At 68.6% G+C, this 25435-nt stretch carries 20 protein-coding genes and 1 tRNA gene; 14 read left to right on the top strand and 7 right to left on the bottom strand.

Translation table 11 applies throughout. The features are described 5' to 3' along the window. Nucleotides 1-823: 823 nt before the first annotated feature. A complete protein-coding gene (locus MST3598_RS11435) occupies nt 824-2233 on the bottom strand; it encodes a zinc-dependent metalloprotease (RefSeq protein WP_021199639.1) in 1410 nt (469 codons plus the stop codon). Nucleotides 2234-2351: 118 nt separating this feature from the next. Here MST3598_RS11435 and MST3598_RS11430 point away from each other — a divergent pair, with 118 nt between their 5' ends. Both MST3598_RS11430 and MST3598_RS11425 read left to right on the top strand, forming a co-directional pair. Then, entirely contained in the window at nt 2352-3443 is a 1092-nt protein-coding gene (locus tag MST3598_RS11430) for a YlbL family protein (protein ID WP_021199640.1), read from the top strand. A gap of 77 nt (nt 3444-3520) precedes the next feature. Beyond that, a complete protein-coding gene (locus MST3598_RS11425) occupies nt 3521-6433 on the top strand; it encodes a UPF0182 family membrane protein (protein WP_029260315.1) in 2913 nt (970 codons plus the stop codon). 73 nt (nt 6434-6506) lie between these two features. Here the strand turns inward: MST3598_RS11425 and MST3598_RS11420 are convergent, their stop codons facing one another. Then, entirely contained in the window at nt 6507-6851 is a 345-nt protein-coding gene (locus tag MST3598_RS11420; RefSeq protein WP_029260314.1) for an ArsR/SmtB family transcription factor, read from the bottom strand. 83 nt (nt 6852-6934) lie between these two features. On the opposite strand from MST3598_RS11420, the gene MST3598_RS11415 reads away from it, so the two are divergent. Both MST3598_RS11415 and MST3598_RS11410 read left to right on the top strand, forming a co-directional pair. Next, nucleotides 6935-8302 (top strand): FAD-dependent oxidoreductase, encoded by a 1368-nt coding sequence (locus MST3598_RS11415; RefSeq protein ID WP_081860190.1) that lies wholly within the window; start codon nt 6935-6937, stop codon nt 8300-8302. Next, nucleotides 8299-8706 (top strand): arsenate reductase ArsC, encoded by a 408-nt coding sequence (locus MST3598_RS11410; protein WP_021200357.1) that lies wholly within the window; start codon nt 8299-8301, stop codon nt 8704-8706. The genes MST3598_RS11415 and MST3598_RS11410 overlap by 4 nt, the downstream gene beginning before the upstream one ends. A 106-nt stretch (nt 8707-8812) precedes the next feature. On the opposite strand, the gene MST3598_RS11405 is transcribed toward MST3598_RS11410, so the two are convergent. Further along, nucleotides 8813-8886, bottom strand: a tRNA-Met gene (locus tag MST3598_RS11405). A gap of 95 nt (nt 8887-8981) precedes the next feature. On the opposite strand from MST3598_RS11405, the gene MST3598_RS11400 reads away from it, so the two are divergent. After that, complete coding sequence (locus MST3598_RS11400) at nt 8982-9833, top strand: carbon-nitrogen hydrolase family protein (protein WP_096359580.1); 852 nt, start codon at nt 8982-8984, stop codon at nt 9831-9833. A gap of 7 nt (nt 9834-9840) precedes the next feature. Here MST3598_RS11400 and MST3598_RS11395 read toward each other — a convergent pair whose 3' ends face one another. Further along, a complete protein-coding gene (locus MST3598_RS11395; RefSeq protein ID WP_029260311.1) occupies nt 9841-11043 on the bottom strand; it encodes an aminotransferase class I/II-fold pyridoxal phosphate-dependent enzyme in 1203 nt (400 codons plus the stop codon). Between the two features lie 98 nt (nt 11044-11141). Here MST3598_RS11395 and MST3598_RS11390 point away from each other — a divergent pair, with 98 nt between their 5' ends. Genes MST3598_RS11390 through MST3598_RS11380 form a run of 3 tightly spaced genes read left to right on the top strand, consistent with a single transcriptional unit; the run spans nt 11142 to nt 15505 of the window. Further along, entirely contained in the window at nt 11142-12770 is a 1629-nt protein-coding gene (locus tag MST3598_RS11390; protein ID WP_096359703.1) for a S1C family serine protease, read from the top strand. Nucleotides 12771-12818: 48 nt separating this feature from the next. After that, the gene (locus MST3598_RS11385) at nt 12819-14072 is read left to right on the top strand and encodes a CDP-glycerol glycerophosphotransferase family protein (RefSeq protein WP_029258303.1); all 1254 of its coding nucleotides are present in this window, start codon (nt 12819-12821) and stop codon (nt 14070-14072) included. Further along, nucleotides 14069-15505: a CDP-glycerol glycerophosphotransferase family protein gene (locus MST3598_RS11380; RefSeq protein WP_021200315.1), complete on the top strand. Its 1437-nt coding sequence runs from the start codon at nt 14069-14071 to the stop codon at nt 15503-15505. The genes MST3598_RS11385 and MST3598_RS11380 overlap by 4 nt, the downstream gene beginning before the upstream one ends. 93 nt (nt 15506-15598) lie before the next feature. Here the strand turns inward: MST3598_RS11380 and MST3598_RS11375 are convergent, their stop codons facing one another. Further along, on the bottom strand, nt 15599-16672 hold the full coding sequence (locus tag MST3598_RS11375; protein WP_029258302.1) for a glycosyltransferase family 2 protein: 1074 nt from the start codon (nt 16670-16672) through the stop codon (nt 15599-15601). 117 nt (nt 16673-16789) lie between these two features. On the opposite strand from MST3598_RS11375, the gene MST3598_RS11370 reads away from it, so the two are divergent. From MST3598_RS11370 to MST3598_RS11345, 6 genes are all read left to right on the top strand, one after another. Continuing rightward, nucleotides 16790-18070, top strand: a complete 1281-nt coding sequence (locus tag MST3598_RS11370; RefSeq protein ID WP_029258301.1) for a CDP-glycerol glycerophosphotransferase family protein — start codon at nt 16790-16792, stop codon at nt 18068-18070. A 2-nt stretch (nt 18071-18072) separates the two neighbouring features. Continuing rightward, nucleotides 18073-18843, top strand: a complete 771-nt coding sequence (locus MST3598_RS11365) for a biotin--[acetyl-CoA-carboxylase] ligase (protein ID WP_029258300.1) — start codon at nt 18073-18075, stop codon at nt 18841-18843. An 86-nt stretch (nt 18844-18929) separates the two neighbouring features. Further along, entirely contained in the window at nt 18930-19433 is a 504-nt protein-coding gene (locus tag MST3598_RS11360; protein WP_172889180.1) for a PH domain-containing protein, read from the top strand. A 115-nt stretch (nt 19434-19548) separates the two neighbouring features. After that, a complete protein-coding gene (locus MST3598_RS11355; RefSeq protein ID WP_029258298.1) occupies nt 19549-20673 on the top strand; it encodes a 5-(carboxyamino)imidazole ribonucleotide synthase in 1125 nt (374 codons plus the stop codon). 140 nt (nt 20674-20813) lie between these two features. Further along, nucleotides 20814-21281 carry a 5-(carboxyamino)imidazole ribonucleotide mutase gene (gene purE, locus MST3598_RS11350; protein ID WP_036271441.1) on the top strand — a complete coding sequence of 156 codons (468 nt, stop codon included), beginning with the start codon at nt 20814-20816 and terminating at the stop codon, nt 21279-21281. Further along, nucleotides 21278-22732, top strand: a complete 1455-nt coding sequence (locus MST3598_RS11345) for an LCP family protein (protein WP_029258297.1) — start codon at nt 21278-21280, stop codon at nt 22730-22732. Before purE ends, MST3598_RS11345 begins: the two co-directional genes overlap by 4 nt. 208 nt (nt 22733-22940) lie before the next feature. On the opposite strand, the gene MST3598_RS11340 is transcribed toward MST3598_RS11345, so the two are convergent. Both MST3598_RS11340 and MST3598_RS11335 read right to left on the bottom strand, forming a co-directional pair. Continuing rightward, entirely contained in the window at nt 22941-23525 is a 585-nt protein-coding gene (locus tag MST3598_RS11340) for a hypothetical protein (protein ID WP_029258296.1), read from the bottom strand. 143 nt (nt 23526-23668) lie between these two features. After that, nucleotides 23669-25432: a DUF4012 domain-containing protein gene (locus MST3598_RS11335; RefSeq protein WP_029258295.1), complete on the bottom strand. Its 1764-nt coding sequence runs from the start codon at nt 25430-25432 to the stop codon at nt 23669-23671. Between the last annotated feature and the right edge of the window lie 3 nt (nt 25433-25435).

Genomic DNA, 25435 nt, shown 5'->3' with positions numbered 1-25435 from the left:
CACCATCCTCCCGGACGCACCTTCGTCGTCGGCGAGGAGCAGCGCGGCGAGCCGCCCGGCTTCAGCGACCTGCGCGGCGCGGATCGGGCCCGGATCACGACCGATCATCTGCGTGTGCAGCAGTGGCCAGGCCGGGTCGAGGTCTCGGGCATGGGCGTCGCGACACGCGAGACAGGCGGACACACCGGGGACCACGAGCGGCCCGACGGTCACGCGGCCGGGGTCGAACGCGACAGGTAGGTGCGCGACGTCCTCGCGCAGGTAGCGGGCGAACTGCAGTGCCGCGGACACGCCGTTCACGAGCACGATGGCCACGCCGGGCCGGTGACCGATCTCCACGAGTTCGATGCCTTCGTCGGAGAGCGCCTCGCGCATCCGGTACTCGCTCCGGCCGTCGGCGATGCCGATGTTCTCGACCCAGGCAGGGCGTGCCGCATCGACATCGTCGAGGAGCACGTCGTCGAGACGCGCGAGGAGTGTGCGTGCCGCCTCCCGCGGAGCGCCGGCCGCGTGCGCGATCACGTCGAAGGAACCCCGCCGGAAACCGGAGCGCAACCGGCTGAGAAGCGGTTCCACCCAGGGGTCCTCCGCATCGATGCGCAGACCGCCGTCATCGCCGAGCTGAAGGGTGTGCTCGTCGCGCCACAGCAGGGGAGAGCTCGGGTGCAGACGTGTGAGGAGCGGAGGGGTGAGCGGCATCTCTCCGATTGTGCAGAGGATGGCGGCATCGCGGGGCCGCAACCGGGCATCCGTGGACAACTCGCCGAGGTTCGTCGAGCGGGGGAGGAGAGGTGCGGGCATCCGCGGACGCCCGCACCCTGCCTCAGACCGGTCGGTCGCCCTCCGGGGCCGCGTCGCCGTCTCCGTCCGCTTCATCCGTGGTTCCCGCTGCGGGCTCGTCGGCCGAGAAGTCGTCGCCGTCGAGCAGGCGGGCCAGTGCTTCATCGAACTCGTCGGCCACCGGCTGTTCGCCACGCTCAGCCGCCTGCAGCCGGGCGACGAGTCCGCTCGGGTCGTCGATGTCCTCGGCCGTCGGCATCAGGTCGGGGTAGTCCCACAGCGAGTCGCGTCCGCTGATGCCGACGGCGTCGGTCACCGCCTGCCACATCGCGGAGGCTTCGCGTATGCGTCGGGGGCGCAGCTTGAGCCCGACCAGTGCGCCGAGTGCGTCTTCCGCAGGGCCGCCGACGGCGCGTCGGCGTCGAGCGGCTTCCGCGATGCGGGCACCGTCGGGCAGCCGCGAGGTCGCCTCGGCTGTCACCACGTCCACCCAGCCGTCGATCGTCGCGATGAGGTTCTCGAGTCGGGTGAGCGCCTCGCGCTGCGCCTCGCTCTGCACGGGGAGGAGAGCGCCGCCCTCGATCGCCGCGCGCAGTTCCTCGGGGTCGGAGGGGTCGAGGCGGCTGGCCACGTCTTCCAGCGCGTCCACATCGACGGTGACTCCGCGCGCGAAGTCCGTGATCTGCGCCATCACGTGCAGGTGGAGCCACTTCGCGTGCCGGTAGAGCCGCGCGTACGCGAGCTCGCGGGTGGCGAGGTAGAGCGCGATCTGGTCTTCGGGGATCTCGAGACCTTCGCCGAACGCGGTGAGGTTCTGCGGGATGACGGCCGCCGTCCCCGCGGGGAGCACGGGGATGCCGACATCGCCTCCGGAGACCACCTCGAGCGAGAGGTTGCCGAGCACCTGACCGAACTGCGCGGCGAACACCGAGCCGCCCAGGCCTCGCATCAGCTTGCCTGCCCCCTGGACGACGTCGCGCATCTCCTCCGGCACCTGCGTGTCCAGGGCGGAGGTCAGCGCGTCCGCGATGCTCGTCGACACCGGGTCGGCGATCTCCTTCCACACCGGCAGCGTCTTCTCGACCCACTCGCCGCGGGTCATCGCTGTCGGTGTCTCGGAGAGCTCCGAGATCGTCGTCGCCTCGCCGAGCCACAGATTCGCCAGCGCGAAGGAATCGGCGAGCGAGGTGCGTGAACCGTCGGTCACACCCTGCCCGTCGCGGTTGGCGATGAACAGGGCCTGGCGCAGCGCGTTCTCCCAGGGATCGCCACCGAAGGCGCCCTGCAGCTGCGACATGATCGTCTGCATCATCGCGGGATCGAGTGTGAAGCCGTCCATCCCCTCGAAGGCGCCCCGGAGCGCTTCGGGGTCGATGTCCCCGCCGCCCTGATTCGAGAGCATCTTCCGCAGGAATTCCTGGAAGTCCTCGGGTGTCGGGTCGTTGTCTGCCATGTCGCTCGCCCTCTCAGCACTTCTGTTGCCGTGGCCTCTACGCTAGTCACAGGTTTCTGCGCGCGAACCCGATGCGGGCAGATCGGTGTACGCCGCTCGCGAACGACGGAGGAATGCAGTGGATCGAACGCGGTCTGGGAAGCTCGGACTCGGAGTCTGGGCGCTGATCGTCGCGCTCATCGCCCTGGTCGTGCTGACGTTCCTGCCGTCGCCCTACGTGATCCAGCGGCCGGGCCCGGTGTACGACACCCTCGGCACTGCGGAGGGAGCGGACGGCGAGCAGGTTCCGCTGATCAGCGTCGAGGGCGCCGAGACCTTCGAGACCGCGGGCACTCTGGACCTCACGACGGTCCAGGTCGTCGGCAACCGCGAGCGCACACCGAGCTGGTTCGAGCTGGCACTGGCGTGGATGGACTCGTCCAAGGCGGTCGTCCCGCTCGACACGGTGTTCCCGCAGGGGGTGACGAGTGAGCAGCGCGACGAGCGCAACGCCACGCTGATGGTGGACTCGCAGCACGAGGCGACGGCCGCTGCGCTGAACGAGCTCGGGTACGACACCGGTGCTCAGGTCGTCGTCGTCGACGCCGTCGCCGACTCCCCGGCCGCCGGCATCCTCGAAGCCGACGATGTGATCACCGCGATCGACGGCACGCCGGTCACCTCTGCGACGCAGCTGCGCGAGGCGATCCAGGCTGCCGAGGGAGCCCCCGTGCAGCTCACCGTGCTGCGCGCCGGAGCCGAGCAGACCGTCGAGATCACTCCCGAGAAGCACACCGAGGGCGACGCGACCCTGTGGCTCATCGGCATCACGCTCCGCACCGACTACGACTTCGAGATCGACGTCACGATCCAGCTCGACAACGTCGGCGGCCCCAGCGCCGGGATGATGTTCGCGCTCGGCATCATCGACACCCTGACCGAGGGCGAGCTCAACGGCGGGAAGGACGTGGCCGGTACCGGCACGATCGACGCGGCCGGCACCGTCGGGCCTATCGGCGGCATCCGGCAGAAGCTCTACGGTGCCAGGGACGCGGGGGCCGAGTACTTCCTCGCTCCCGAGGCCAACTGCGACGAGGTCGTCGGGCATGTGCCGGACGGGCTCCAGGTCATCCGCACCGCGACGCTCGACGAGTCTCTCGCCGCGCTCGAGGTCATCGCGGACGACGGAGACGTCGCCGCTCTTCCGACCTGCGAACGCGCCGGGAGCTGAGCGCACACGTGCGGCCGTGACCTCGCCGTGACCGGGATGACAGCCTGCCCACAGTGAGCGATGCCTAGGATGGTGGGGTGACCTCCTCGCCTTCAGCTCCGAACCCGGCCACGCCTCGAACCTCACGACGCATTCTCGGCATCTCCCTGGTGATCATCGCCGCCTTGATCGCGGTGTTCTTCGTGTTCGCCTCCCTGTACACCGAGTTCCTCTGGTTCGACCAGGTGGGCTTCACCGGCGTCCTCACGACGCAGTGGATCGCCACGGCGGTGATGTTCGTGGTCGGCTTCCTCGGGATGGCCGTTCCGCTGTTCGTCGTCATCCAACTCGCGTACCGCCTGCGTCCGGTGTACGTGCGACTCAGCTCGCAGCTGGATCGGTACCAGGAGGTCATCGAGCCGCTGCGTCGCCTGGCGATGTGGGGCATGCCCATCTTCTTCGGACTGTTCGCCGGCTTCGCGGCCGCGGGGCAATGGAAGACCGTCTGGCTCTGGGCCAACGGTGTGGCGACGTCCGACGTCGACCCGCAGTTCGGCATCGACACCGGCTTCTACATGTTCGCGATGCCGTTCTACACGATCCTGCTCGCCTTCATCTCGGCCGTTCTGCTGCTCTCGCTCCTGGTCACCGCCCTCGTGTCGTACCTGTACGGCTCGGTGCGCATCGGCCAGGGTGAGCTGCGCATCTCGAAGCCCGCACGCATCCAGCTCGCGGTCATCGCGGGCCTCTACCTGCTGGTGCAGGCGGCGAGCCTCTGGCTCGATCAGTACAAGACGCTCGTCGAGCCCGACGACCGCATCACGGGCGCGGCGTACACGGGCGTGAACGCGACGATCCCGGGTCTCGCTATCCTCGCGATCATCGCCGCCGTCGTCGCGATCCTCTTCTTCGTCACCGCCGTCATCGGCCGCTGGCGCTTCCCGCTGGCCGCGACGGCGCTGCTCATCGTGGCGTCGCTCGTCGTCGGCGTGGGATACCCGTGGGTGGTCACCACCTTCCAGGTGAAGCCGAACCAGAACGCCTACCAGGCCGAGTACTACCAGCGGAACATCGACGGCACGAAGGAGGCGTACGGGGTCGCGGACCTCGAGACCACGCCCTTCGCCGCCAAGACCGACGCAGAGGCGGGGCAGCTGCGCGCCGACGCCGAGACCACCGCCTCGACGCGCATCATGGACCCGAAGGTCATCCCGCCGACGGTACGCCAGCTCGAGCAGTACCGCGGGTACTACCAGTTCCAGACGACGATGGACGTCGACCGGTACGAGATCGACGGGAAGATGCAGGACACCGTGGTTTCCGTGCGCGACCTCGACATGTCCGGACTCGGCGACGGCGACAACTGGAACAACCGCGTCGCGGTCTACACCCACGGCTACGGCCTCGTCGCAGCCGCCGGAAACCAGCGCACCACGGACGGCGAACCGGTGTTCCTCGAGCGCGGCATCCCCACCTCCGGGTTCCTGTCGGACCGCGAGAACTTCGAGCCGCGCGTGTACTTCGGCGAGAACTCGCCCGAGTACTCGATCGTCGGCGCCCCCGAGGGGTCGGAGCCTGCGGAGATCGACTACCCGCGCGGCAAGGACGGCTCGAGCGAGACGAAGACCACGTTCGAGGGGAACGGTGGTCCGAAGATCGGTGACACGTTCACGAAGCTCCTCTACGCGCTGAAGTTCCAGTCCGAGCAGATCCTGTTCTCGAACCTGGTGAACGAGGACTCGCAGATCCTCTACGACCGCGATCCCAAGACGCGCGTCCAGAAGGTGGCGCCGTACCTCGAGCTCGACAGCGACCCGTACCCGAGCGTGGTGGACGGCCGCATCGTCTGGATCGTCGACGGCTACACCACGAGTCAGACGTACCCGTACTCGACGAGCGTGAGCCTGTCGGATGCGATCGCCGACTCCAACATCCCGTCGCCGACGCTCGCCATCGACGACATCAACTACATCCGCAACTCGGTCAAGGCGACGGTCGACGCCTACGACGGCTCCGTGACGCTCTACGCGTGGGACGACGAGGACCCGGTGCTGAAGACCTGGCAGAAGGTCTACCCGTCGACGGTGAAGCCGATCAGCGAGATGTCCGGCGAGCTCATGAGCCACGTGCGCTACCCGACCGACCTGTTCAAGGTGCAGCGTGACATCCTCGGGGTCTACCACGTCGACAAGGCCGGATCGTTCGCACAGCAGGACAACCGGTGGCAGACGCCGAACGACCCGCGCAGCGAATCGATGCTGCAGCCGCCGTATTACCTGACGATGCAGATGCCGGGGCAGGACACTCCGAGATTCTCGATGTTCTCGACGTTCATCCCGAACTCGCAGGGCGCGGGTGGAAGCCGAGACGTGCTGATGGGCTACCTCGCGGTCGATTCGGACGCCGGCTCGGAGAAGGGCAAGAAGGCAGAAGGTTACGGCCAGCTGCGCATGCTCGAGATCGACACCGACACGACCGTCCCCGGCCCCGGTCAGGTGCAGAACACCTACAACTCGGACACGTCCGTGGTGCCTCAGCTCAACCTGCTGCAGCAGGGGGAGTCCGAGGTCATCTACGGCAACCTGCTGACACTGCCCGTCGGTGGCGGTCTGCTCTACGTGCAGCCCGTGTACGTGCAGTCGTCCGAGGGGACGCAGCTGCCTCGACTGCAGAAGGTGCTGGTCGCCTTCGGTGACCGCGTGGCTTTCGAGAACACGCTCACCGAAGCCCTCGATACCCTCTTCGGCGGTGACTCCGGTGCAACCGGCGGCGATGACACGGTCGAACCCGATCCGGACGCTCAAGTGCCCGATACCGGCGAGGTGCCGACGACGGAGCCCACGCAGCCCACGGGGGCCGAGGCGGAGGCGCTCGCGGCTGCGCAGTCTGCTTTGGTCGACCGTGAGACGGCGCTGAAGGCGGGAGACCTCGCGAAGTTCGCCGAGGCGGACGAGCGTCTCACCGCAGCGGTGCAGAAGCTGATCGAGCTCGACTCCGCCGCAGGCAACTGATTCGAGACATCCGCATCGAATGGGCGTCCCTCCGGGGGCGCCCATTCGCGTCTCTCCGGTGGACCTTCCTCGGTCAGGCGGGCCGAAGTGCGGCGGAGGCGGCGTCGATGGCCTCGACGTCGAGGGAGAAGTACGCCCAACGTCCACGCTGCTCGCGCCTGACGAGTCCCGCGTCGGAGAGGAGCTTCATGTGGTGGGAAACGGTGCCCTGAGAGAGCCCGACGGGCTCCGTGAGATCGCAGATGCACGCCTCCCCGCCGTCACCGGCGGCGATGAGGGAGAGCAGACGCACACGGGTCGGATCTCCCAGCGCCTTGAACACGCGCGCCACCCTTTCGGCCTCCTCGGTGCTGATGGTCGAGGTGATGCGCGGTACGCAGCAGGAGGTGCCGGCGTCGATCGTGGCAGGGATGGTCATAGGGCCATGCTACCCACGTATTGACAAACATCGATAGATCACGCACTGTGTTCATATCGAAGTTCATCAATGTAAGGAACGTGATGTCCGAGCTTCCCGTCGTCGTCATCGGCGCAGGCCCCCAGGGGCTGGCCGTCGCCGCACACCTCACCGAGCGCGGGTGCGATGTGATCGTGTTGGAGCGTGGGTCGGGCCCCGCCACCGCGGTCTCCGAGTGGGGGCACGTGCGCTTGTTCTCCCGCTGGCCCGAGCTGACCGATGCGGCCTCCCGTCGCCTGCTGGAACCCTCGGGATGGACCGCTCCGACGGACGGGTATCCGACCGGCGCGGAGTGGATCGTGCGGTATCTCGCGCCCCTCGCTGAGGTGTTGGGGGAGCGGGTCCGCTACTCGACGACGGTCACCGGCGTCGCGCGCAAGGGGCGGGACCGTGTGGTCGAGAGCGGTCGCGCAGGACAGCCCTTCGTCGTTCATGCGCTCGGCGCGGATGGCGAAGAACTCCGGATCGGTGCACGTGCCGTCGTCGATGCGAGCGGTACCTGGGGTCGCCCCAATCCGGCCGGAGCCGAGGGGCTCCCCGCGATCGGCGAGACAGGCTTCGCCTCGCATATCTCCTACCGGATTCCGGATGATGTCACGGCCCAGGCCGGGCGGCACGTGGTCGTCATCGGGTCCGGGCACTCGGCCACGCACACCGTGCTGCGCCTGACCGCGTTGGCGCGACGACACCCCGGTACACGGGTCTCGTGGCTGATGCGCCGGGGAAAGGCGGCGTCCCGCCTGCTCGGTGGTGCAACGGGCGATGCGCTTCCCGAGCGCGCGGCGCTGGGCGCGCGGGCTCGAAAAGTCATCGAGTCCGGTCTCGTCGATGTCATCCAGGGGTTCCGCGTCGCGGAGTTCCGCGCGGACGAAGAGGGTCTCACGATCATTGCGGACAGCGGAGGTGCGGTGAGGGGCGTCTCGCACGTGTTCGCCTTGACGGGATTCCGTCCCGACCTCGGCATGCTCTCGGAGGTGCGTGTGGCATGGGACCCCACTCTGGAGGCGGTGGCCGGCATCGCCGCGGACATCGACCCGAACGTCCACTCCTGCGGGTCGGTCGGGGCGACAGGGGCGGCCGAGCTCACCCAGCCGGAGGACGATTTCTACATCATCGGCGCGAAGAGCTACGGGCGTGCGCCCACATTCCTGGCGCTCACGGGATTCGAGCAGGCACGCAGCGTCGCCGCACGGCTCGCGGGCGACCTGATCGCCGCGCGGAGCACGCAGCTCACCCTGCCTGCGACGGGTGTCTGCGGGGGATCGGGTGACTTCGATGGCGAAGGCGGCAGCTGCTGTGGGAATCCCCTCGTCCAGGTCAGCACGGTTCGGGCGAGAATGGAGTTGATTCCGGCAACCGCCGATCACGCCGCAGAGAATTCCGACAGCACGCCCGCGAGGAGCATCCGATGACCGACGTACCCGTCAAGCCCTCCGTCCTCTTCGTCTGCGTGCACAACGCCGGCCGCTCGCAGATGGCCGCGGGTTTCCTGCGTGACATCGCGGGGGATCGGATCGACGTGCGCTCTGCCGGTTCCCTGCCCGCGGATCAGATCAACCCGGTCGCGGTGGAAGCCATGGCCGAGCTCGGTGTCGACATCACGGCGGAATCGCCCAAGGTGCTGACCACCGAAGCCGTGCAGGCCTCCGATGTCGTGATCACGATGGGCTGTGGCGATGCCTGCCCGTTCTTCCCGGGAAAGCGCTATGAGGACTGGGAGCTCGACGATCCTGCCGGACAGGGGATCGACGCCGTGCGACCGATCCGGGACGACATCCGCGCCCGGATCGAACGTCTGGTGGCCGACCTGATCTGAGCCGGGGGCGACGCACTCGATCGAATCCGATCGAGTGCGTCGCACGCGAAGCAAAGCGAAAGGCCCCCTGACCTGGATTTCTCCGAGTCAGAGGGCCTTTCATTTGTTGCGGGGACAGGATTTGAACCTGCGACCTCCGGGTTATGAGCCCGGCGAGCTACCGAACTGCTCCACCCCGCGGCACAAGAAGTAACTTATCACGGATTCCGGAGTCGGTCGAATCGAGAGGGCATCGGGGCGACGTCCCGGGCGTGTCGATGCGAGAGGATGGAGTCATGTCCGAGATCGCAGCCGTCCCCGTCGCCGTGTGCCAGTTCGCGCCCACCGCATCCCGAGCCGACAACCGCGAGCGGATCGCCGAATTGACGGCCGATGCCGCCGCGCGTGGTGCGAAGCTGGTGGTGTTCCCGGAGTACTCGAGCTACTTCGTCGATCCTCTGGACGAGAGCCTCGCGGCGAACGCCGAGGACCTCGATGGGGAGTTCGTCGCGACCTTGGCCGCTCTGGCCGCCGAGTACGCCGTCGTGATCGTCGCCGGTCTCGCGGAGCGGGCCGCGGACGGTGAGCGGGTGCGGAACGCCGTCGTGGCGGTGCGCGGCGACGGCATACTCGCCGTGTACCGCAAGCAGCATCTGTACGACGCATTCGGGCAACGGGAGTCCGACTGGGTCGAACCGGGTGAGCTGGGCCCAGCGGCCACCTTCGACCTCGGCGGTCTGCGCTTCGGACTCATGACCTGCTACGACCTCCGCTTCCCCGAGGTGGCCCGTTCGCTCGTCGATGCGCAGACCGACGCCCTCGTCGTGCCGGCGGAGTGGGTCAGAGGACCGCTCAAGGAGCATCACTGGACCACGCTGCTCGCCGCCCGTGCGATCGAGAACACCGTCTATGTGATCGCCGCGGACCACCCGACTCCGATCGGCGTTGGACATTCGCAGGTCATCGATCCGCAGGGCGTGATCCTCGCCGGTGTGGGCACTGCTCCCGGGATCGCGGTCGCCGTGGTGGAGGGGGAGACGATCGCGCGCGTGCGGGCGACGAACCCGTCGCTGCGGGTGCGGCGCTACGCGGTCGTGCCGCATGACACCGTCCCCGGCGGAGCGGTCGCCCCCGGGGCCCCCTCCTGATCCGCAGTCAGGCGGAGAAGCCTGCGAGACGCGCAGCTGCCTCTTCGAGCACGTCGACGCGCTTGCAGGCCGCGAAGCGCACCAGGCCCGAGTACTCGCCCCGGTGCGCCTCCGAGACGAAGGCCGTGAGCGGGATCGCGACGACGCCCGCGCGTTCTGGCAGAGCGCGGCAGAACGCTGCGGCGTCCGCGCCGCCCAGTGCGGTCGCATCGGCGACGGTGAAGTAGCCCCCCTGCGGGGCGTGCACGGTGAATCCGGCCTCCCTCAACCCGGCTCCGAGGATCTCGTGCTTTCGCGCGAGCGCGGCGGCCGCATCCGCGAAGTACGCGTCGTCCATCCGCAGCCCCACAGCGATGGCAGGCTGGAAGGGGGAGCCGTTCACATACGTGAGGTACTGCTTCACCGTCAGCACGGCCGTGATGAGCGCGGCCGGCCCGTGCACCCAGCCGATCTTCCATCCCGTCGTGGAGAAGGTCTTGCCGGCGGACGAGATGGTCAGTGTGCGCTCGGCCGCTCCGGGGAGGGTCGCGATCGGCGTGTGCGGCGCATGGAAGGCCAGGTGCTCGTACACCTCGTCGGTGACGATGATCGCGTCGTGCCTCTCCGCCAGACGCACCACCTCGCTGAGAACCTCGCGCCCGAACACCGCGCCCGTGGGGTTGTGCGGGTCGTTGACCAGGATGATCCTGGTGCGGTCGGTCACCGCTGCCGCGAGTCGGTCGAGGTCGGGCTGGAAGTCCGGGGCCCGCAGCGGGACGGTGCGAAGGCGCGCCCCCGCGAGAGCCACGGCCGCGGCGTAGGAGTCGTAGTACGGCTCGAACACGACCACCTCGTCGTCCGGGCCGTCGATCAGCGCCAGCAGGGTCGCGGTCAGCGCTTCCGTCGCCCCGGCCGTCACGATCACCTCGCGTGTGGGATCGACGGTCAACCCGTAGAAGCGACGCTGATGAGTGCTGATGGCGTCGAGGAGATCCGGGGTTCCGCGACCGGGAGGGTATTGGTTCGCTCCATCTGCGATGGCCTGTCGCGCCGCCTCCAGCACCGCTGCGGGACCGTCTTCGTCGGGGAAACCCTGACCGAGATTGATCGCTCCGGTTCGGGCCGCTGCTGCCGACATCTCTGCGAAGATGGTGGGCGCGACGGTTCCGTCCGCAGCGAGCAGACCTGCACCCGCTGCTGTACGACGCCATGCGCCGGGAATGACACTCATGAAGAACAGGCTAAGGCCATAGCTGAAACTCATCTTCGGCATAAGGAACGCACAGATACAGGCGTCATTCTGAAATGGTCGTCGAAGGAGCACACACCATGAACGAAGACAACCCCCAGGACCAGTCGGCACCCGCGTCGAACGACGCCGTGCCGTCCACCGAGGCCGCAGAGGTCGCCGCTCAGTCGGCGACGGATGCCGCCGCTGACAACGCCACACCGGCGCCCGCCACGCCGGCGTCGGCCGCGCCGGCACCCGTCACACCGGCGTCGGCCGCGCCGGCACCCGCTGCGCCGGTGCACGGGCATGAGATGCCGTCGACGTTCGCCTCGCAGGCCCCGGCCGCACCGGTGATCGCACCGGTCCCGCAGGGCTACGCCGCACCCGCCGCCACCGCGCGGGCAACCGCCACCGCGCAGGGCGCGGCGTTCGGCATCCCCACCGCATCGTCGTACACCCAGCCGACGCAGCCGCTCGACGGCGGTGCCGGCCTTCCGGGCGAGGGGACGAAGACCAAGGAGCAGAAGCCGCGTAGCGGCGCGAAGTTCGCCGCTTTCATCGTCGCGGCCGCTCTGGTCGGCGGGGTCGCCGGTTTCGGCGGAGGCGCTCTGCTGAACGGGCTCCAGGACCAGCCCTCCTCGGGCACGGCGACCGGGCCGCAGACGGTGACCGTGAACAACCCCGGTTCCGTCAACGAGACCACGGCTGTCGCGACCGCTGCACTCCCGTCCGTCGTCACCATCGAGGTGGCGGGCTCCGACCAGGCAGGCAGCGGATCCGGTGTCATCATCAGCGATGACGGCTACGTGCTCACCAACACGCACGTCGTGACGCTGGGCGGCGCTGTCGCGGATCCGACGATCCGGGTGACCACGTCCGACGGACGCATCTTCGAGGCGACCGTGGTCGGCACCGACCCGATCTACGATCTGGCCGTGATCAAGCTGAAGGATGCCAAGGGGCTCACCCCGATCGACTTCGCCGATTCCTCGAAGCTCAACGTCGGCGACACCGCGGTGGCGCTCGGAGCCCCGCTCGGGCTCGCGAACTCGGTCACGACGGGCATCGTGAGCGCGCTGAACCGGAGCATCCAGATCGCTTCCTCCGCTCTGCCCGACTCGTCCTCCGAGGACGCTCCGAACCAGCAGCAGACGCCCGATCAGGGACAGGGCCAAGGGCCGTTCCAGTTCGACATCCCGGGCAGCGGCACGCCGCAGACCTCGGACTCCATCTCGATCGCGGTGATCCAGACGGATGCCGCGATCAACCACGGGAACTCCGGTGGTGCGCTCGTGAACAGCAAGGGCGAGCTGATCGGTATCAACGTGGCGATCGCGAGCTCGGGAAGCTCCGAGGAGTCGGGCTCGATCGGCATCGGCTTCGCCATCCCGTCGAACATCGCCAAGCGGGTCTCCGACGAGATCATCGCCGACGGTGCGGCGACGCACGGCCTTCTCGGTGCCTCGGTCCAGGACGCGTCGAGCGTGCAGGGTGCCACCGTCTCCGGCGCGTACATCGCCAAGGCGACGGACGACGGCGCTGCGGCTGCGGCCGGCATCCAGGAGGGCGACGTCGTCACCACGTTCAACGGAGTCCCGATCACCAGCGCGAGCGATCTGACCGCTCAGGTGCGTGCGGCGGCGGCCGGCAGCGATGCCAAGGTCACCTACGTGCGCGGCGGCAAGCAGTACGACGTCGAGGTGAAGCTCGGCGAACTCGCCGGCTGAAGCCCACCGCGCGCCGAGAAGGACGCCACCCCGCGATAGGCTCGCGGGGTGGCGTCCTTCTCTTTCGGCACCGGCAATGCGGCCAAGCTCCTGCGGATCCCGCTGTATGCCGTCGGACGCATCGGCACGGTCCTCCTTCCGCGCGGTCGGCGCTGGGTCTTCGGCTGCGGAGCCGGGGTGGGCGACGGCGCCCTCGCACTGCAGCGCTTCGCATCGGCGGCCGGCCACGACACGATATGGCTCACATCGTCGGAGCGCGAGGACCGGGATGCGGCGGCGCTCGGCATCCGGTCCGCGCGCAAGGGCGGGCCTCGCGGCTGGTGGCACACAGCGCGGGCCGGGGTGCTCGTCGTGACGCACGGGCTCGGCGATGTGAACCGCTACGCGAACGGCGGCGCCTTCGTGGTGCAGCTCTGGCATGGGATCCCCCTGAAGCGCATCGGCCTGGACTCGCCCGCGACGACCCAGGTTCCGAATGTTCCCGGCGCAGCGCTGCTCCGCCGTGCCGTCGGCATCCTCTACCGCGCGGCGGCCCAGCGCATCCGAGTGCTCCCCGCGGCTTCGCACCGCGCGAGAGGGCGTCTGGAGTCCGCCTTCGGACTCGGGGGCGACCGCGTGGTGGTGACCGGAGAACCCCGAGTCGACGTGCTCTCGCGTGGTGCGGTCGACGAGGTGCGGTCGGCGGCATCCACTCTTCTCCGTGCAGTGGCGGGAGAGATCCCGGAGACGGCGCGCTCCATCCTGTATGCGCCCACCTGGCGTGACGGTGCCCCCGACCCGGCGGTTCCCACCGCCGACGAGTGGATCCGCATCCTCCGGCTCCTCGAAGAACGTGACGCCGTCCTTTTCGTACGCTCGCATCCTCTCGGCGAAGGCGGGTATGCGCCGCCACTTCCGAGCAGGCGGGTGCGCGCGCTCGGGGCCCCAGTGCTGGCGGACGTGACGCCGGCGCTCGCGGCATTCGACGTGCTCGTGACCGACTACTCGTCACTCGCGTACGACGTCGGTCTCCTGCGCATGCCGGTGCTCTTCCTGGCCCCCGATGCGGAGGAGTACGCCACCACCCGTGGGTTTTACGGTCGGTTCGACGACGTCGCGGGCCCGGATGCTGCCGCTGACTGGACGGAACTGCTCGCGCAGCTCGACGCCCTCCTCGCAGACGATGCCGTCCGCGACGGGGCATCCGTCCGTTCCGCTACGCTCAGCGCGGAGATGCACGCGTATCGGGACGGACGCAACACCGAACGCGTCTATCAGGTCATCCGCGCACGGGGGATTCCCGCGCCGAAGGGAGCAGTATGACAACGGCCCGCATCGATGACGCGGCGGAGGCCCTGATCATCGAAGGGACCGGTCAGCGACCGGAGACGGCCGACCTGCGCGGACCGCGGGCGCACGTCGAGGCTCGTATCAGCGGAGGCGGCGCGACCTGGAAGGCGACGTTCCCGCTGCAGGCATCGCGTTGGGGCGGGCCCTCGCTCCCGCTGCCGACCGGCTCCTACGAACTGCGGATCGCCGGCGCCGACCTCGACGGCGTGCGCATCGCTCCGGTGGTGCTCACCGGGGTGCGCATCGCCGTCGATGCCGGTGTCGTGCGCATCGCCGCGCCGATCGATCCGGTGTACGAGACGGCGGAAGGACGATCCACCCTCGAGGAGAGGTACGTCGCACAGGTGGGAGGCACGGAGAACGCCGTGTTCTTCGAGAGCTTCTACGGACGCAGCGTCGGCTGCAACCCTCGGGCCATCGACCGGGAACTGGCGGCGCGAGCCCCCCAGGTGCGACGGTATTGGAGTGTGGTCGACCTCTCCGTCGAGGTGCCGGAGGGCGCGATCGCGGTCGTCGAGGGCAGCCCGCAGTGGTGGCACGCACGCGGAGCCGCTCGACTGCTCGTGGTGAACGACTGGCTGCGACGGCGCTTCGCTCGCAAGCCCGGCCAGAAGGTGCTCCAGACCTGGCATGGCACACCCCTCAAGCGGCTCGCGCTGCACCGTCCCGGTTTCGATCCGCGCCGGATGGCGGCGGTCGTGAAGGAATCCCGGCGCTGGGACGTCCTGCTGGCGCAGAACCCGTATTCCGAGCGCATCCTCCGGAAGGCGTACGCCTTCTTCGGGCGACCGATCTGGGTGGAGGGATACCCCAGGAACGATGCGCTCACGACGGGTGATCCCGTCGCGGTCCGTGCAGCGCTCGGCATCGGCCCCGACGAGCGGGTGCTGCTCTACGCGCCGACCTGGCGTGACGATCGCGCCGAGATGGTCGACTTCGTCGACGCGGAGCTTCTGGCGCGCCAGGCGAACGCCGTGGTCCTCGTTCGCGGTCACTCCCGCACTCTGGAACAGGGGCGGGATCTCGCCGGTGCACGGGTCATCGATGTGACCGGCTACCCGGAGACGGCGCGGCTGCTGCTCGCCGCGGATGCGCTGATCACCGACTACTCCTCGGTCATGTTCGACTTCAGCGTCACCGGCAAGCCGATGTACTTCCTGGTGCCCGACATCGATCACTATCGCGGACAGCTGCGCGGTTTCTACTTCGATCTCGCGGAGAGGGCGCCCGGTCCGCTCGTGCGGACGCAGGAGGAGCTCACCGCTGCCCTCGACGACGAGCGCCATGAGGCGACGTATGCGGATCGCTATGCCGCCTGGCGTCAGCAGTTCAACGCTCGCGACGACGGTCATGCCGCGCGGCGCGTGGTCGACCGCATCCTGGACCTCGGGTTCGTCACGGCCTGAGCGCGGCGGGGCGCGAGCACGCTCGCGTGGAACACCTCCGGCGAGAGATCTCGTCAGCGGGGGTGTCAGCTCGACGGTTTCCGTGCGAGGGGGTCAGGGCAGCGGGGTGTTGCGGGTGCCGAGACGCGAGGCGTCCACGGTGTCGTGGGCTCCCCGGAGCACGCCGCCGAGGAAGCCCAGACCCCAGGAGATGTGCATCGTCGGCAGGACGAGGAGCGTCCACATCCGCTGTCGCACGCCCCCTCCGCCGGGAGCCAGCGCGACGCCGAGGATGAGCAGCAGGTAGAGGGCGAGCGGTCCGTACACGAGAAGGGAGGCGACCATCGAGGCCACCCCGGTGAGCACGCCGGTCACCTGCAGGACCCCGACGAGGACGGCGAGGGCGACGACCACGACAAGCGCGGGCGGGGCGAAGTATCGAAGCCCGTTGCTCCGTCCGAACCGCCGAACGAGCTCGCCCCGCCAGGCCCCGGTGGCACGGAACTGTCGGGCCAGACGCAGCCAGCTCTCCCGTGGCCAGTAGGTGACGGACAGGTCGGGGTCGAACCAGACCCGATGACCTGCCTGGCGGATCCGGAGGTTGAGCTCCCAGTCCTCGCCGCGTCGAATCGACTCATCGAACAACCCGACCTCGTCGAGCACGTCACGCCGCATCACGCCGAGGTAGGCCGACTCCGCCTCGCCTTCCTGGGAGCTCCCGTGATATGCGCCACCACCGAGCCCGACCGGCGAGTTGTACAGACGCGCCACGGCCTTCTGGAAGGGGGTGCGTCCTTCGGCATGCATCACGCCGCCGACGTTCGCGGAGTCGGTGCGTTCCAGGGTCTTCAGCGCCCGAGCGGCGTACCCGGGGGAGAGCTCGGAGTGCGCGTCCACGCGCACGATCGTGTCGTAGCGGCTTGCGCGGATCGCGGCGTTCAGGCCGACGGGGATGTGCGCCGCAGGATTGTCGACCAGCCGGATGCGGTCGTCCGCGTCGGCGAGCCGTCGCGCGAGCTCGGTGGTGCCGTCCGTCGACGGCCCCAGCGCGAGCACGAGTTCGGTGGGAGCGTCGACATCCTGTGCGAGCACCGACGCGATCGCGTGTTCGAGGTATGCACGCTCGTTGAGCACCGGCATCACGAAGGACACCCCGGGCCGGGGAGTGGGGAATTCGTCTGCGGGCACATGACGATCATGGCACGGCGTCGACGGACGTTGCCTGAGGGTGTGGGAGGGGCAGACCTCGGGTACGTGGCTGGGGCTCAGCCGGAGGAAGCGACGCGGACGAACTATTCTGGAGGGATGGGTGCACTGTCTGACGCGAAGAAGGCATATCGTCTGCTGAAGCGGGCGCTCGCGTCTCGCACCGCTGTGCAGCGTGTGCGGCGGCGTCTCGCCGAGCGCGAACCGCTTCCGGCCGATCATTTCAAGGTCGCGGTCTACTTCGCCGACGGCGCGGTGAACATGTACCAGATGCGCCAGTGGTACCGCCCGCTCGCCGAGCTCTCGAAGCGCTGGCCCGTCGTCGTGCTCTCCCGCCAGGCGACCGGGACCGAGAAGCTGCTCGAGGAGGATTCGCCGCCCGTGGCTTTCGTGCCGAAGGTGCGCGACATGGAACGCTTCATCGCGACCCAGGACATCCGCCTGGTGCTCTACGTGAACCAGAACACTCGGAACTTCCAGATGTTCCGCTACGGGCGGCGTTGGCACGTGTTCATCAACCACGGCGAGTCCGACAAGATGTACATGACGACGAACCAGTACAAGGCCTACGACTACGCGTTCGTCGCCGGACAGGCCGCCCGTGATCGTCTCTCGCGCACGCTGTGGGACTACGACGTCGACCGCCGCACGATCGAGATCGGTCGCCCGCAGGCCGATCATTACGCCGGCACCCTTCCGTACACTCCCGATGAGCGCACCGTGGTGCTCTACGCGCCGACGTGGGAGGGAGACCGACCCAGCGCGCACTACGGTTCGATCGCATCGCACGGCGAGGTTCTCGTGTCTCGCCTGCTCGCGACCGGCGCCCACCGTGTCATCTACCGTCCCCACCCTCGCAGCGGGGTCGTCGACGAGGAGTACGGAGCCGCGCACCGACGGATCGTGGCTGCGATCCATGCGGCGAACACGGCGGACCCGAACGCACACCACATCTACGATGCAGCTCCGGAACTCGGTTGGCAGCTGACGGCGGCTGACGTCGCGATCGTCGACATCTCCGCGATGGTGTACGACCGGCTTGCGGCGGGGAAGCCGCTGATGATCACGCGTCCGACCGACGAGCAGGCATCGATCGACACACAGGGCTACCTGGCGGACTGCGAATGGTTGACCGCCGAGGCGGCGGCCGACATCGTGGCCGAGGTCGACCGCGTCCGCGCGGATGAGGCTGCGATCGCCCGGTTGCGGATGTGGGTCCAGCACTATTTCGGTGACACGACGCACGGGGTGGCCACCGCGAAGTTCCATGCGGCTGTCGACGGCCTCATGCAGGAGTGGGAGCGCTGGCAGGCTCACGAGGTCGGGACCGTTCGAACCGACGAGGACGACGACGACGAGGAAGCCGACGAGGACTCCTGATCATGGAGCTCCCCCTCGCGCGTGCGATCGCCGCTCGTCTCGATCTGGTGGGTGCCACCGGCTCCACGAACGCCGATCTGCGCGCGCACGCGTCCGATGCCGACGCGTGGCCGCACCTGGCCGTTCTGGTCACGCACGACCAGACGGCCGGACGTGGCCGCCTCGACCGCACCTGGACGGCACCCGCGGGCGCGGCCATCGCCGTCTCGGTCCTGCTTCGGGCGCTTCCCGCCGATCCTGCCGCGCGCGGGTGGATTCCGCTCGCCGCAGGGGTGGCCATGGCGGAGGCGATCGCTGAGCAGCTTCCGACGCACGACGTCGCCGTGAAGTGGCCGAACGATGTCCTCGTGGATGGACGCAAGATCTGCGGCATCCTCGCGGAAGCGACGACGGACGCCGTCGTTCTCGGCGCCGGCGTGAACACCGCCATGACGGCCGAGCAGCTTCCCGTGCCGTCGGCCACGTCGTTCGCCGCACTCGGCGCCGTCGCGGAAGACGATCTCCTGCTCTCCAGCTACCTCGAGAGACTCGACGGCCTGCTCTCCGCGCTGACCGTCACGGAGAACGCGGTCGTGAGCGGTCTGCACGGCGCCGTGTCGGCGCGGTGCGCGACTCTCGGGCAGACGGTGCGGGTATCGCTGCCGGCTGGACGCTCTCTCGAAGGAGTGGCGACGGCGATCGACCCGGACGGTCGTCTTCTCGTCGAATCCGAAGGTCTCGAGCACGCGATCTCTGCGGGGGATGTCGTGCACGTGCGCCCGGCCGGAAGCTGACACGCCGCCGCACAGACGGCTTTGTCGCAGATCACGGGCACAATGGTGGGGTGACCCAGCCTGTGACGCTCGGCGGGCGGCCCCTGATGCCGCCGCCCGGTACGCCTTCGGAGGAGCTGTTGATCGCGCGCTTCCGAAGCCACGCACGTCGGCTGTTCTGGTCGGCTCTCGTCCTCATCGCCACCTTCGGGGCGACGGCATACTTCTTCGGCAACCTCCCGGCGGGGTTCGAGGACTGGATGCTCCTCGCCGCGGCGGGTGCGCTGTTGCTGTTCGCCGTCGTGCTGCCGTTCATCGTCTGGTACTCGCGGAGCACCACCGTCACGACGCGGCGGGTCATCGTCCGCCAGGGGATCGGTTCTCGTCGGCGCCATGAGATGTCGCATGCCCGGGGCTACACGATCGCCGTTCGGCGGGGGCCCTTGCAGCGGTTGTGGGGGTCGGGCACGATCACCCTCTCGAACGGCGTCGACGCGCCGCTGCGACTGCCGAACGTGCCGAACGTGACTCTGGTGCACGAGACTCTTGCCGACCAGATCGAGGTCGGGCAGATCCTCGCCCATCGCGACGCGCAGGCCGTCGGCGACTGAGTTCCCTCGCCGGGCATGCCGCGGAGCGAGCCGGCGCCGGCGACGCCCATCGGCAACCGGTCGTGCGCGCCCGGTCGCGTGCGGAAGAATGGGTGCAGACGAATGGAGGCGGCACATGGCGTTGCGTGTTGGCGTGATCGGCGGAGGACAGCTGGCCCGGATGATGATCGCTCCGGCGGTCGAGCTCGGGATCGAACTGCGGGTGCTCGCAGAGGGGGAGGGGATGTCTGCCGAGCTGGCGTCCACCGCCGTGGGCGACTACCGCGATCTTGATACGGTGCGGGCTTTCGCGGCCGGCGTCGATGTCGTGACCTTCGACCATGAGCACGTGCCGCAGGACGTTCTCCGACAGCTGGTCGCGGACGGCGTCTCCGTGCACCCGGGGCCGGATGCGCTCCAGTACGCCCAGGACAAGCTCGTGATGCGCGCGCGCCTCGCAGAGCTGGGGATCCCTCAGCCCGAATGGGCGGCTGTGCGCACCGCCGCCGAACTGCAGGTCTTCCTGGACGAGCACGCCGGAGCAGGCGTGGTGAAGACGCCACGCGGAGGCTATGACGGCAAAGGCGTGCGGGTCGTGCGTGCGGCGGAGGAGGCACAGGACTGGCTGGCGGCGCTCGCCGACGGAGACGCCCTGCTCGTCGAGGAGCTCGTCCCGTTCGTGCGTGAGCTCGCCCAGCAGGTGGCGCGTGGCGTCGGCGGCGAGATCGTCGCCTACCCCGTCGTCGAGACCGTTCAGCGCGACGGGGTATGTGCCGAGGTCATCGCCCCGGCTCCTGCCGCGACCGAGCGTTTGGTGGAGGTCGCGGAGTCGATCGGTCGCACCATCGCGGAAGGTCTGGGCGTGACGGGCATGCTGGCGGTTGAGCTGTTCGAGACCGACGACGAGCGGATACTCGTCAACGAGCTCGCGATGCGTCCGCACAACAGCGGCCACTGGAGTCAGGACGGCGCCGTCACCGGCCAGTTCGAACAGCATCTGCGGGCGGTCGCCGATCTTCCTCTCGGGAGCACCGCGCCGCGCGCCGCGTGGTCAGTGATGGTGAACATCCTCGGCGGCCCGGCCGAAGGGACGTTGGACGAGCGCTTCGGGGCCGCGATGTCTGAGCACCCGCAGGCGAAGATCCACACCTACGGGAAGGCGCCCCGGCCCGGTCGGAAGGTCGGCCACGTGAACGTTGCAGACGATGATCTCGACGATGCGGTCTACGTCGCCCGTGCCGTCGCCGCGCACTTCGTCTGATCAGATCGCATGTGGCGGCTCTTCGCCACACATGCGCGGCAAGTGGTGTGCCGTTCGGGGAATCTCACAGCGGCAGACCGTACCCTGATCTGGTGACCGAGCCACTGCATTCTTCCGCCGAGCCCCTGGTCGGCGTCGTGATGGGATCCGACTCCGACTGGCGCGTGATGAGCGATGCGTCTCAGGCGCTCACGGATTTCGGGATCCCCCACGAGGTGGAGGTCGTCTCCGCGCACCGCACACCCGACAAGCTCATGTCGTACGCGCGCGACGCGCGTTCACGTGGCATCCGCGTCATCATCGCCGGTGCCGGGGGAGCCGCCCATCTGCCCGGCATGCTCGCCTCCATGACACCGCTTCCCGTCGTCGGCGTGCCGGTGCCGCTCGCATATCTCGACGGCATGGATTCCCTGCTGTCGATCGTGCAGATGCCCGCGGGTATCCCGGTGGCGACCGTGTCCATCGGCGGGGCGCGCAACGCCGGTCTGCTGGCCGCGCGGATTCTCGGAACGTCGGATGAGGCTCTCGCCGATAGCGTCGAGGAGTACGCACGTGCGCTCGAGGCGCAGGTCGAGGAGAAGAACGAACGGCTGAAGGGTTCACTGTGACTCTTGCGCCTCCGCGCGCAACACGGCGCCCGCTCATCGAGACCCGGCCGCTGCGGCATCCTGATCCCGCCGATTCGCGGACGATGGTCAAACGCGGGTGGTGGCTGATCGCGGTGAACCTCCTGGTTCCGGGCTCCGCGCAGGTGCTCGCCGGCAACCGTCGCCTCGGGCGATTCGGTCTCGGTGCCACGTTGCTCTCCTGGTTCCTCGCGATCGTGGCACTGGGCCTCGCGCTCTTCGCCCGCCCTGTCCTGCTCTGGCTCACGATCGGTGGCGGGTTCTTCTCCGCCGTGGTCCTGACGATCGTGCAGGTGCTGCTGGTGGGGTACGTCGTGCTCTGGGCCGTGCTCACCTTCGACACTCTCCGCCTGGTGCGACTCGTGAAAGTGCCTGGGCCGTCCCGATTCGCCATCCCGGTCGTCGCGTTGGTGCTGTTGGGACTCGTGGGAGGCGGCGCAGGCTACGCTGCGACCGCCGTCGGATCGGTGCGCAACACGATCGGCTCGATCTTCGGACAGAGCGGACCGAGCGTGCAGCCCAGCGACGGCTACTACAACATCCTTCTCCTCGGCGCCGACAGCGGTGACGGGCGCGATTCGATGCGGTTCGACAGCATCTCGGTGGTCTCGGTGAACGCGGACACCGGGGCTGTCACGATCACCGGTATCCCGCGAGAGCTTCCGAATGCGCCGTTCAGCGACGGCAGTCCGATGCAGGAGCTGTATCCGAACGGGTTCGAAGGCCATGGCTCATCGACCTGCGGCTGGAACGGCTGGATGAACCATGTACGCAACGCCGCGGAGGTCTGTCGAGAGGATGGTGGCACCGGCCTCTATCCGGATGCCAAGGCCAACGGCTCGGAACCCGGGATCGAGGCGACGAAGGACGCGGCGGAGGGAGTTCTCGGAATCGAGATCCCGTACTACGTCTTCGTCGACATGCACGGCTTCGCAGAGCTCGTCGACGCTCTGGGCGGCGTGGAGATCGACGTCACCGAGCGTCTGCCGAAGGGCGGCCCGCCGGAGGGATGGACGGGCAGCGATGTGAACGAGTGGGCTATCGGATGGATCGAGCCCGGCAAGCAGCGCATGGATGGCGATACGGCGCAGTGGTACGCCCGCTCGCGGTACACCACCAGCGACTGGGATCGCATGAAGCGTCAGAGAGAGCTGCAGGCCGCGATTCTGGCGCAGTTCACCCCGCAGACGGTTCTCACGCGTTTCAACGAGGTGGCCGCGGCGGGGACGGCGCTGATCAGCACCGACCTTCCCTCCGACAAGCTCCCGGAGTTCTTCGATCTGATGCTCAAGGCCAAGGAGCAACCGGTCACCTCGATCGAACTCACACCCGAGACCGGCGTGGACGAGCACCAGCCCGACTACGCATTCATCCACGAGATGATCCAGCAGAAGCTGCATCCTCCGACGGAGACGCCGACTCCTGAGCCGTGACCCCGGGTGTCCCGGAGCGGCGGAATTCTGTGCAGGTCCGTGCCCGCTGGAGCGCGAGGTCAGTGCGCATGACAAGCCCACGGTCGCCTCCCGAAGGAGAGCGGCCGTGGGCTTCCGGTGGGTTCCACCGGATGCACCAGACGACGGTGATCGGAGGGGGAGGGATCACCGTCGTCCAGTCGACCACCGCACGAGGCGGCAGCCGGACCTAGGCGCGCTTGCGGCGTGCAGCTCCGACCGCGACGAGTGCTCCGCCGGCTACCAGCGCAGCTGCTCCGCCGCCGAGGATCCACGGCGAGACGTTCCCGCCCGTGAGGGCCAGCTCGATACCCCCGCCGGTGAGCGGCAGCTCAGAACCTGCGGCCGCGACTCCAGGATCGTGGTCGCAGCTCACGGCAGCATCGTGGCCGTGCGAGACCGTGATCGTCGCCGTGTACGAACGCGAGCCGTTGAAGGCGACGGCGTAGGAGCCCTCTCCGTCGGACGGCGGACGGAACGTGAGCGTCAGGCTGCCGTCTCCGGCAGCGGTGTTGCCGGAGACCGCGGCTTTCCCTGCGTTGTAGCCGGAAACCGAAACGTTCACGTTCTCGGACGGCAGGAAGTAGCCCGGTCCGAACACGATCGTCGAGGCTTCGCAGATGTCGATGATCGGATCGCCGACCTTGGCGCCGGGAGGCGTCGGATACGAGTCGGACGACGCGGACGGAACCGTCGGCGCAGCGGTTGCGACGGTGGGCGCGACGAGTACGAGCGCGCCGGCGGCAAGGCTGATGGCAGCCAGTTTCTTCAGCATGATTTCTCCCCAGAATTTCACGCGGAATCGCCTTTGGATACACCCCTGCATCCAACTGCGTGACGTCGTCCTGCCCCCACGGCAGGATTGCGGACGTCAGATATTCCCCAGTGAGTCGACAGTACCCTATCGAGCTGTTAATGTCACGAAGCGCATCGGAGCGGTGATCGAGTCGTGACGGGGGTGTCGATCAGCGGGGTGTGCAGCACTTCGGTGAGACGCTCACCTGCGCCGGTGCCCTGGAACTCGATCGTGATCGTGGTCGATTCTCCGGGCGCGAGGGAGACCTCGTGCTGCACCGCCGATCGATCCCCGATCATCGCCGTCTGCACGCCCTCCTCTGCGCCGTCCCGATCGATATGCGACGGTGTCGACCCCTCGGGGCCGTATACGGCGATCAGAGTGCGCACCGTTCCTGCCGGTACGCCGTAGAAGCCATCGGCCGTGACGTAGGCGGGCAGGGTGGTCGCGGCGTCGGCGGGGGCTGTGTTCGTCCACGTCACCCGCACCTGCGTGGTGGGTGTTCCCTGGCACGTGCCGACCGATGTCGAGATGGCGGCGCGGGTGTAGTAGTCCATCTTGCCGCCGGTGGTGTCGTTCATCAGCACCCCGACGGAGGTCGTATCGGAGGTGTCGTCGGGGATCGTCCCGCCCAGGGCGGAAGCCGCGAGCACGGTCTCCTCGGGCTCGTGGGCACTCCAGATGCGGATGCGTCCCTCGGCCGCCGAGTCAGAGAGAGCTCCGAGCAGTGCGCGCGGTTCCGCGCGGGACAGGGCGGCACCGAACAGGGCTCCAGCGGCCTGAGCGAAGATCTCGTCCTGTACCGCGGGATCGGGGACGGCAGCGTAGATCTCCGACAGGAGGATGTCGGTGATGTTCTCGGACGTGGCCGTGAAGGGGCCGAACGTGAGATCTCCGGTCGCGGCGATCAGATGCTTCGCGACGACGGCGTCCACGGCGATGACGCCGTCCACGGTCCCGCCGAACCGTCCCTCCCACCGCGCGGCGATGGCGGCGCCGGCCTCACGGAAATCAGGGATGCTGGTGAGATTCTGCAGATATCGGCCGGGGCGATCCTCGAACAGGGCGATCGTGGAGTCGCTGAGAGGCAGGCCGGTCTCCAGCGGAGGAAAGTCCCGAGTCGATGCCTGGGTCTGAAGCGAGATCTTGCCGCCCTCGGCATGCAGCAGGGCGATCGATCCGATGATCCCGCCCGAGGATCGCAGCTCCGCGTTGTTCTGCATCGCGAGCACATAGTTGCGCGGGCCTTCGCCGCCGAGCATCGTCGGCAGCAGCACGGCGGCGCCGTGGAGCGAGCCGACGACGGTCGCCGCCTCGTCGACCGATGAACGCATGGTGCGGATGGCATCGGCGAGCGGGGGGAGCGTGGCGTCCGCGTCGATGCGTCTGCCCTTCGACTCCGCGGTGCCGAGCGCCGTGTCCGCGGCGCCGAGCGGGCCGGCGATCTCGGCGAACGGTGCGAGGTCGATGGTTCCGCCGGCGAAGCCGAGGCTCGCCAGGTCGAAGTCCGCGGCAACATCCAGGAGCGGCGTGAGGGCGTCGTTCGACACATCGTCGGCGATCTCGGCGATGTCGCTCACAGCGCTGAAGTTCGGTCCGATCCAGGGGAGGGCGCCGAAAGCGTGCCACACCGGGTCGGAGGTCAGGGCGTGCGCGGATTCCGCGTTGTGAGCGATGCTCCGCGCGATCGGCCTCGCGCCGTCGAGATCACCGGTAGCGATCGAGGCCTTCAGCTGCGAGGCACCCTTCGCGACCTGCTGAAGGTCGTTCACGGCGCCGATCCCGCGGACGGTGACCCAGCCGACGGCGATGAGGAGAAGGGTCAGCAGAATGCCGACGGTCCACCCGATCCATCGGCGCCGGACGGGAAGTCGACCATCGCTCACCCG

It is taken from the genome of Microbacterium sp. TPU 3598 (genome assembly GCF_002356155.1).
In the GTDB taxonomy this organism is placed as follows: Bacteria; Actinomycetota; Actinomycetes; order Actinomycetales; family Microbacteriaceae; genus Microbacterium; species Microbacterium maritypicum_A.
The sequence above is the reverse complement of the archived record's forward strand: the minus strand, read 5'-3'. Positions and strand labels throughout refer to the sequence as shown.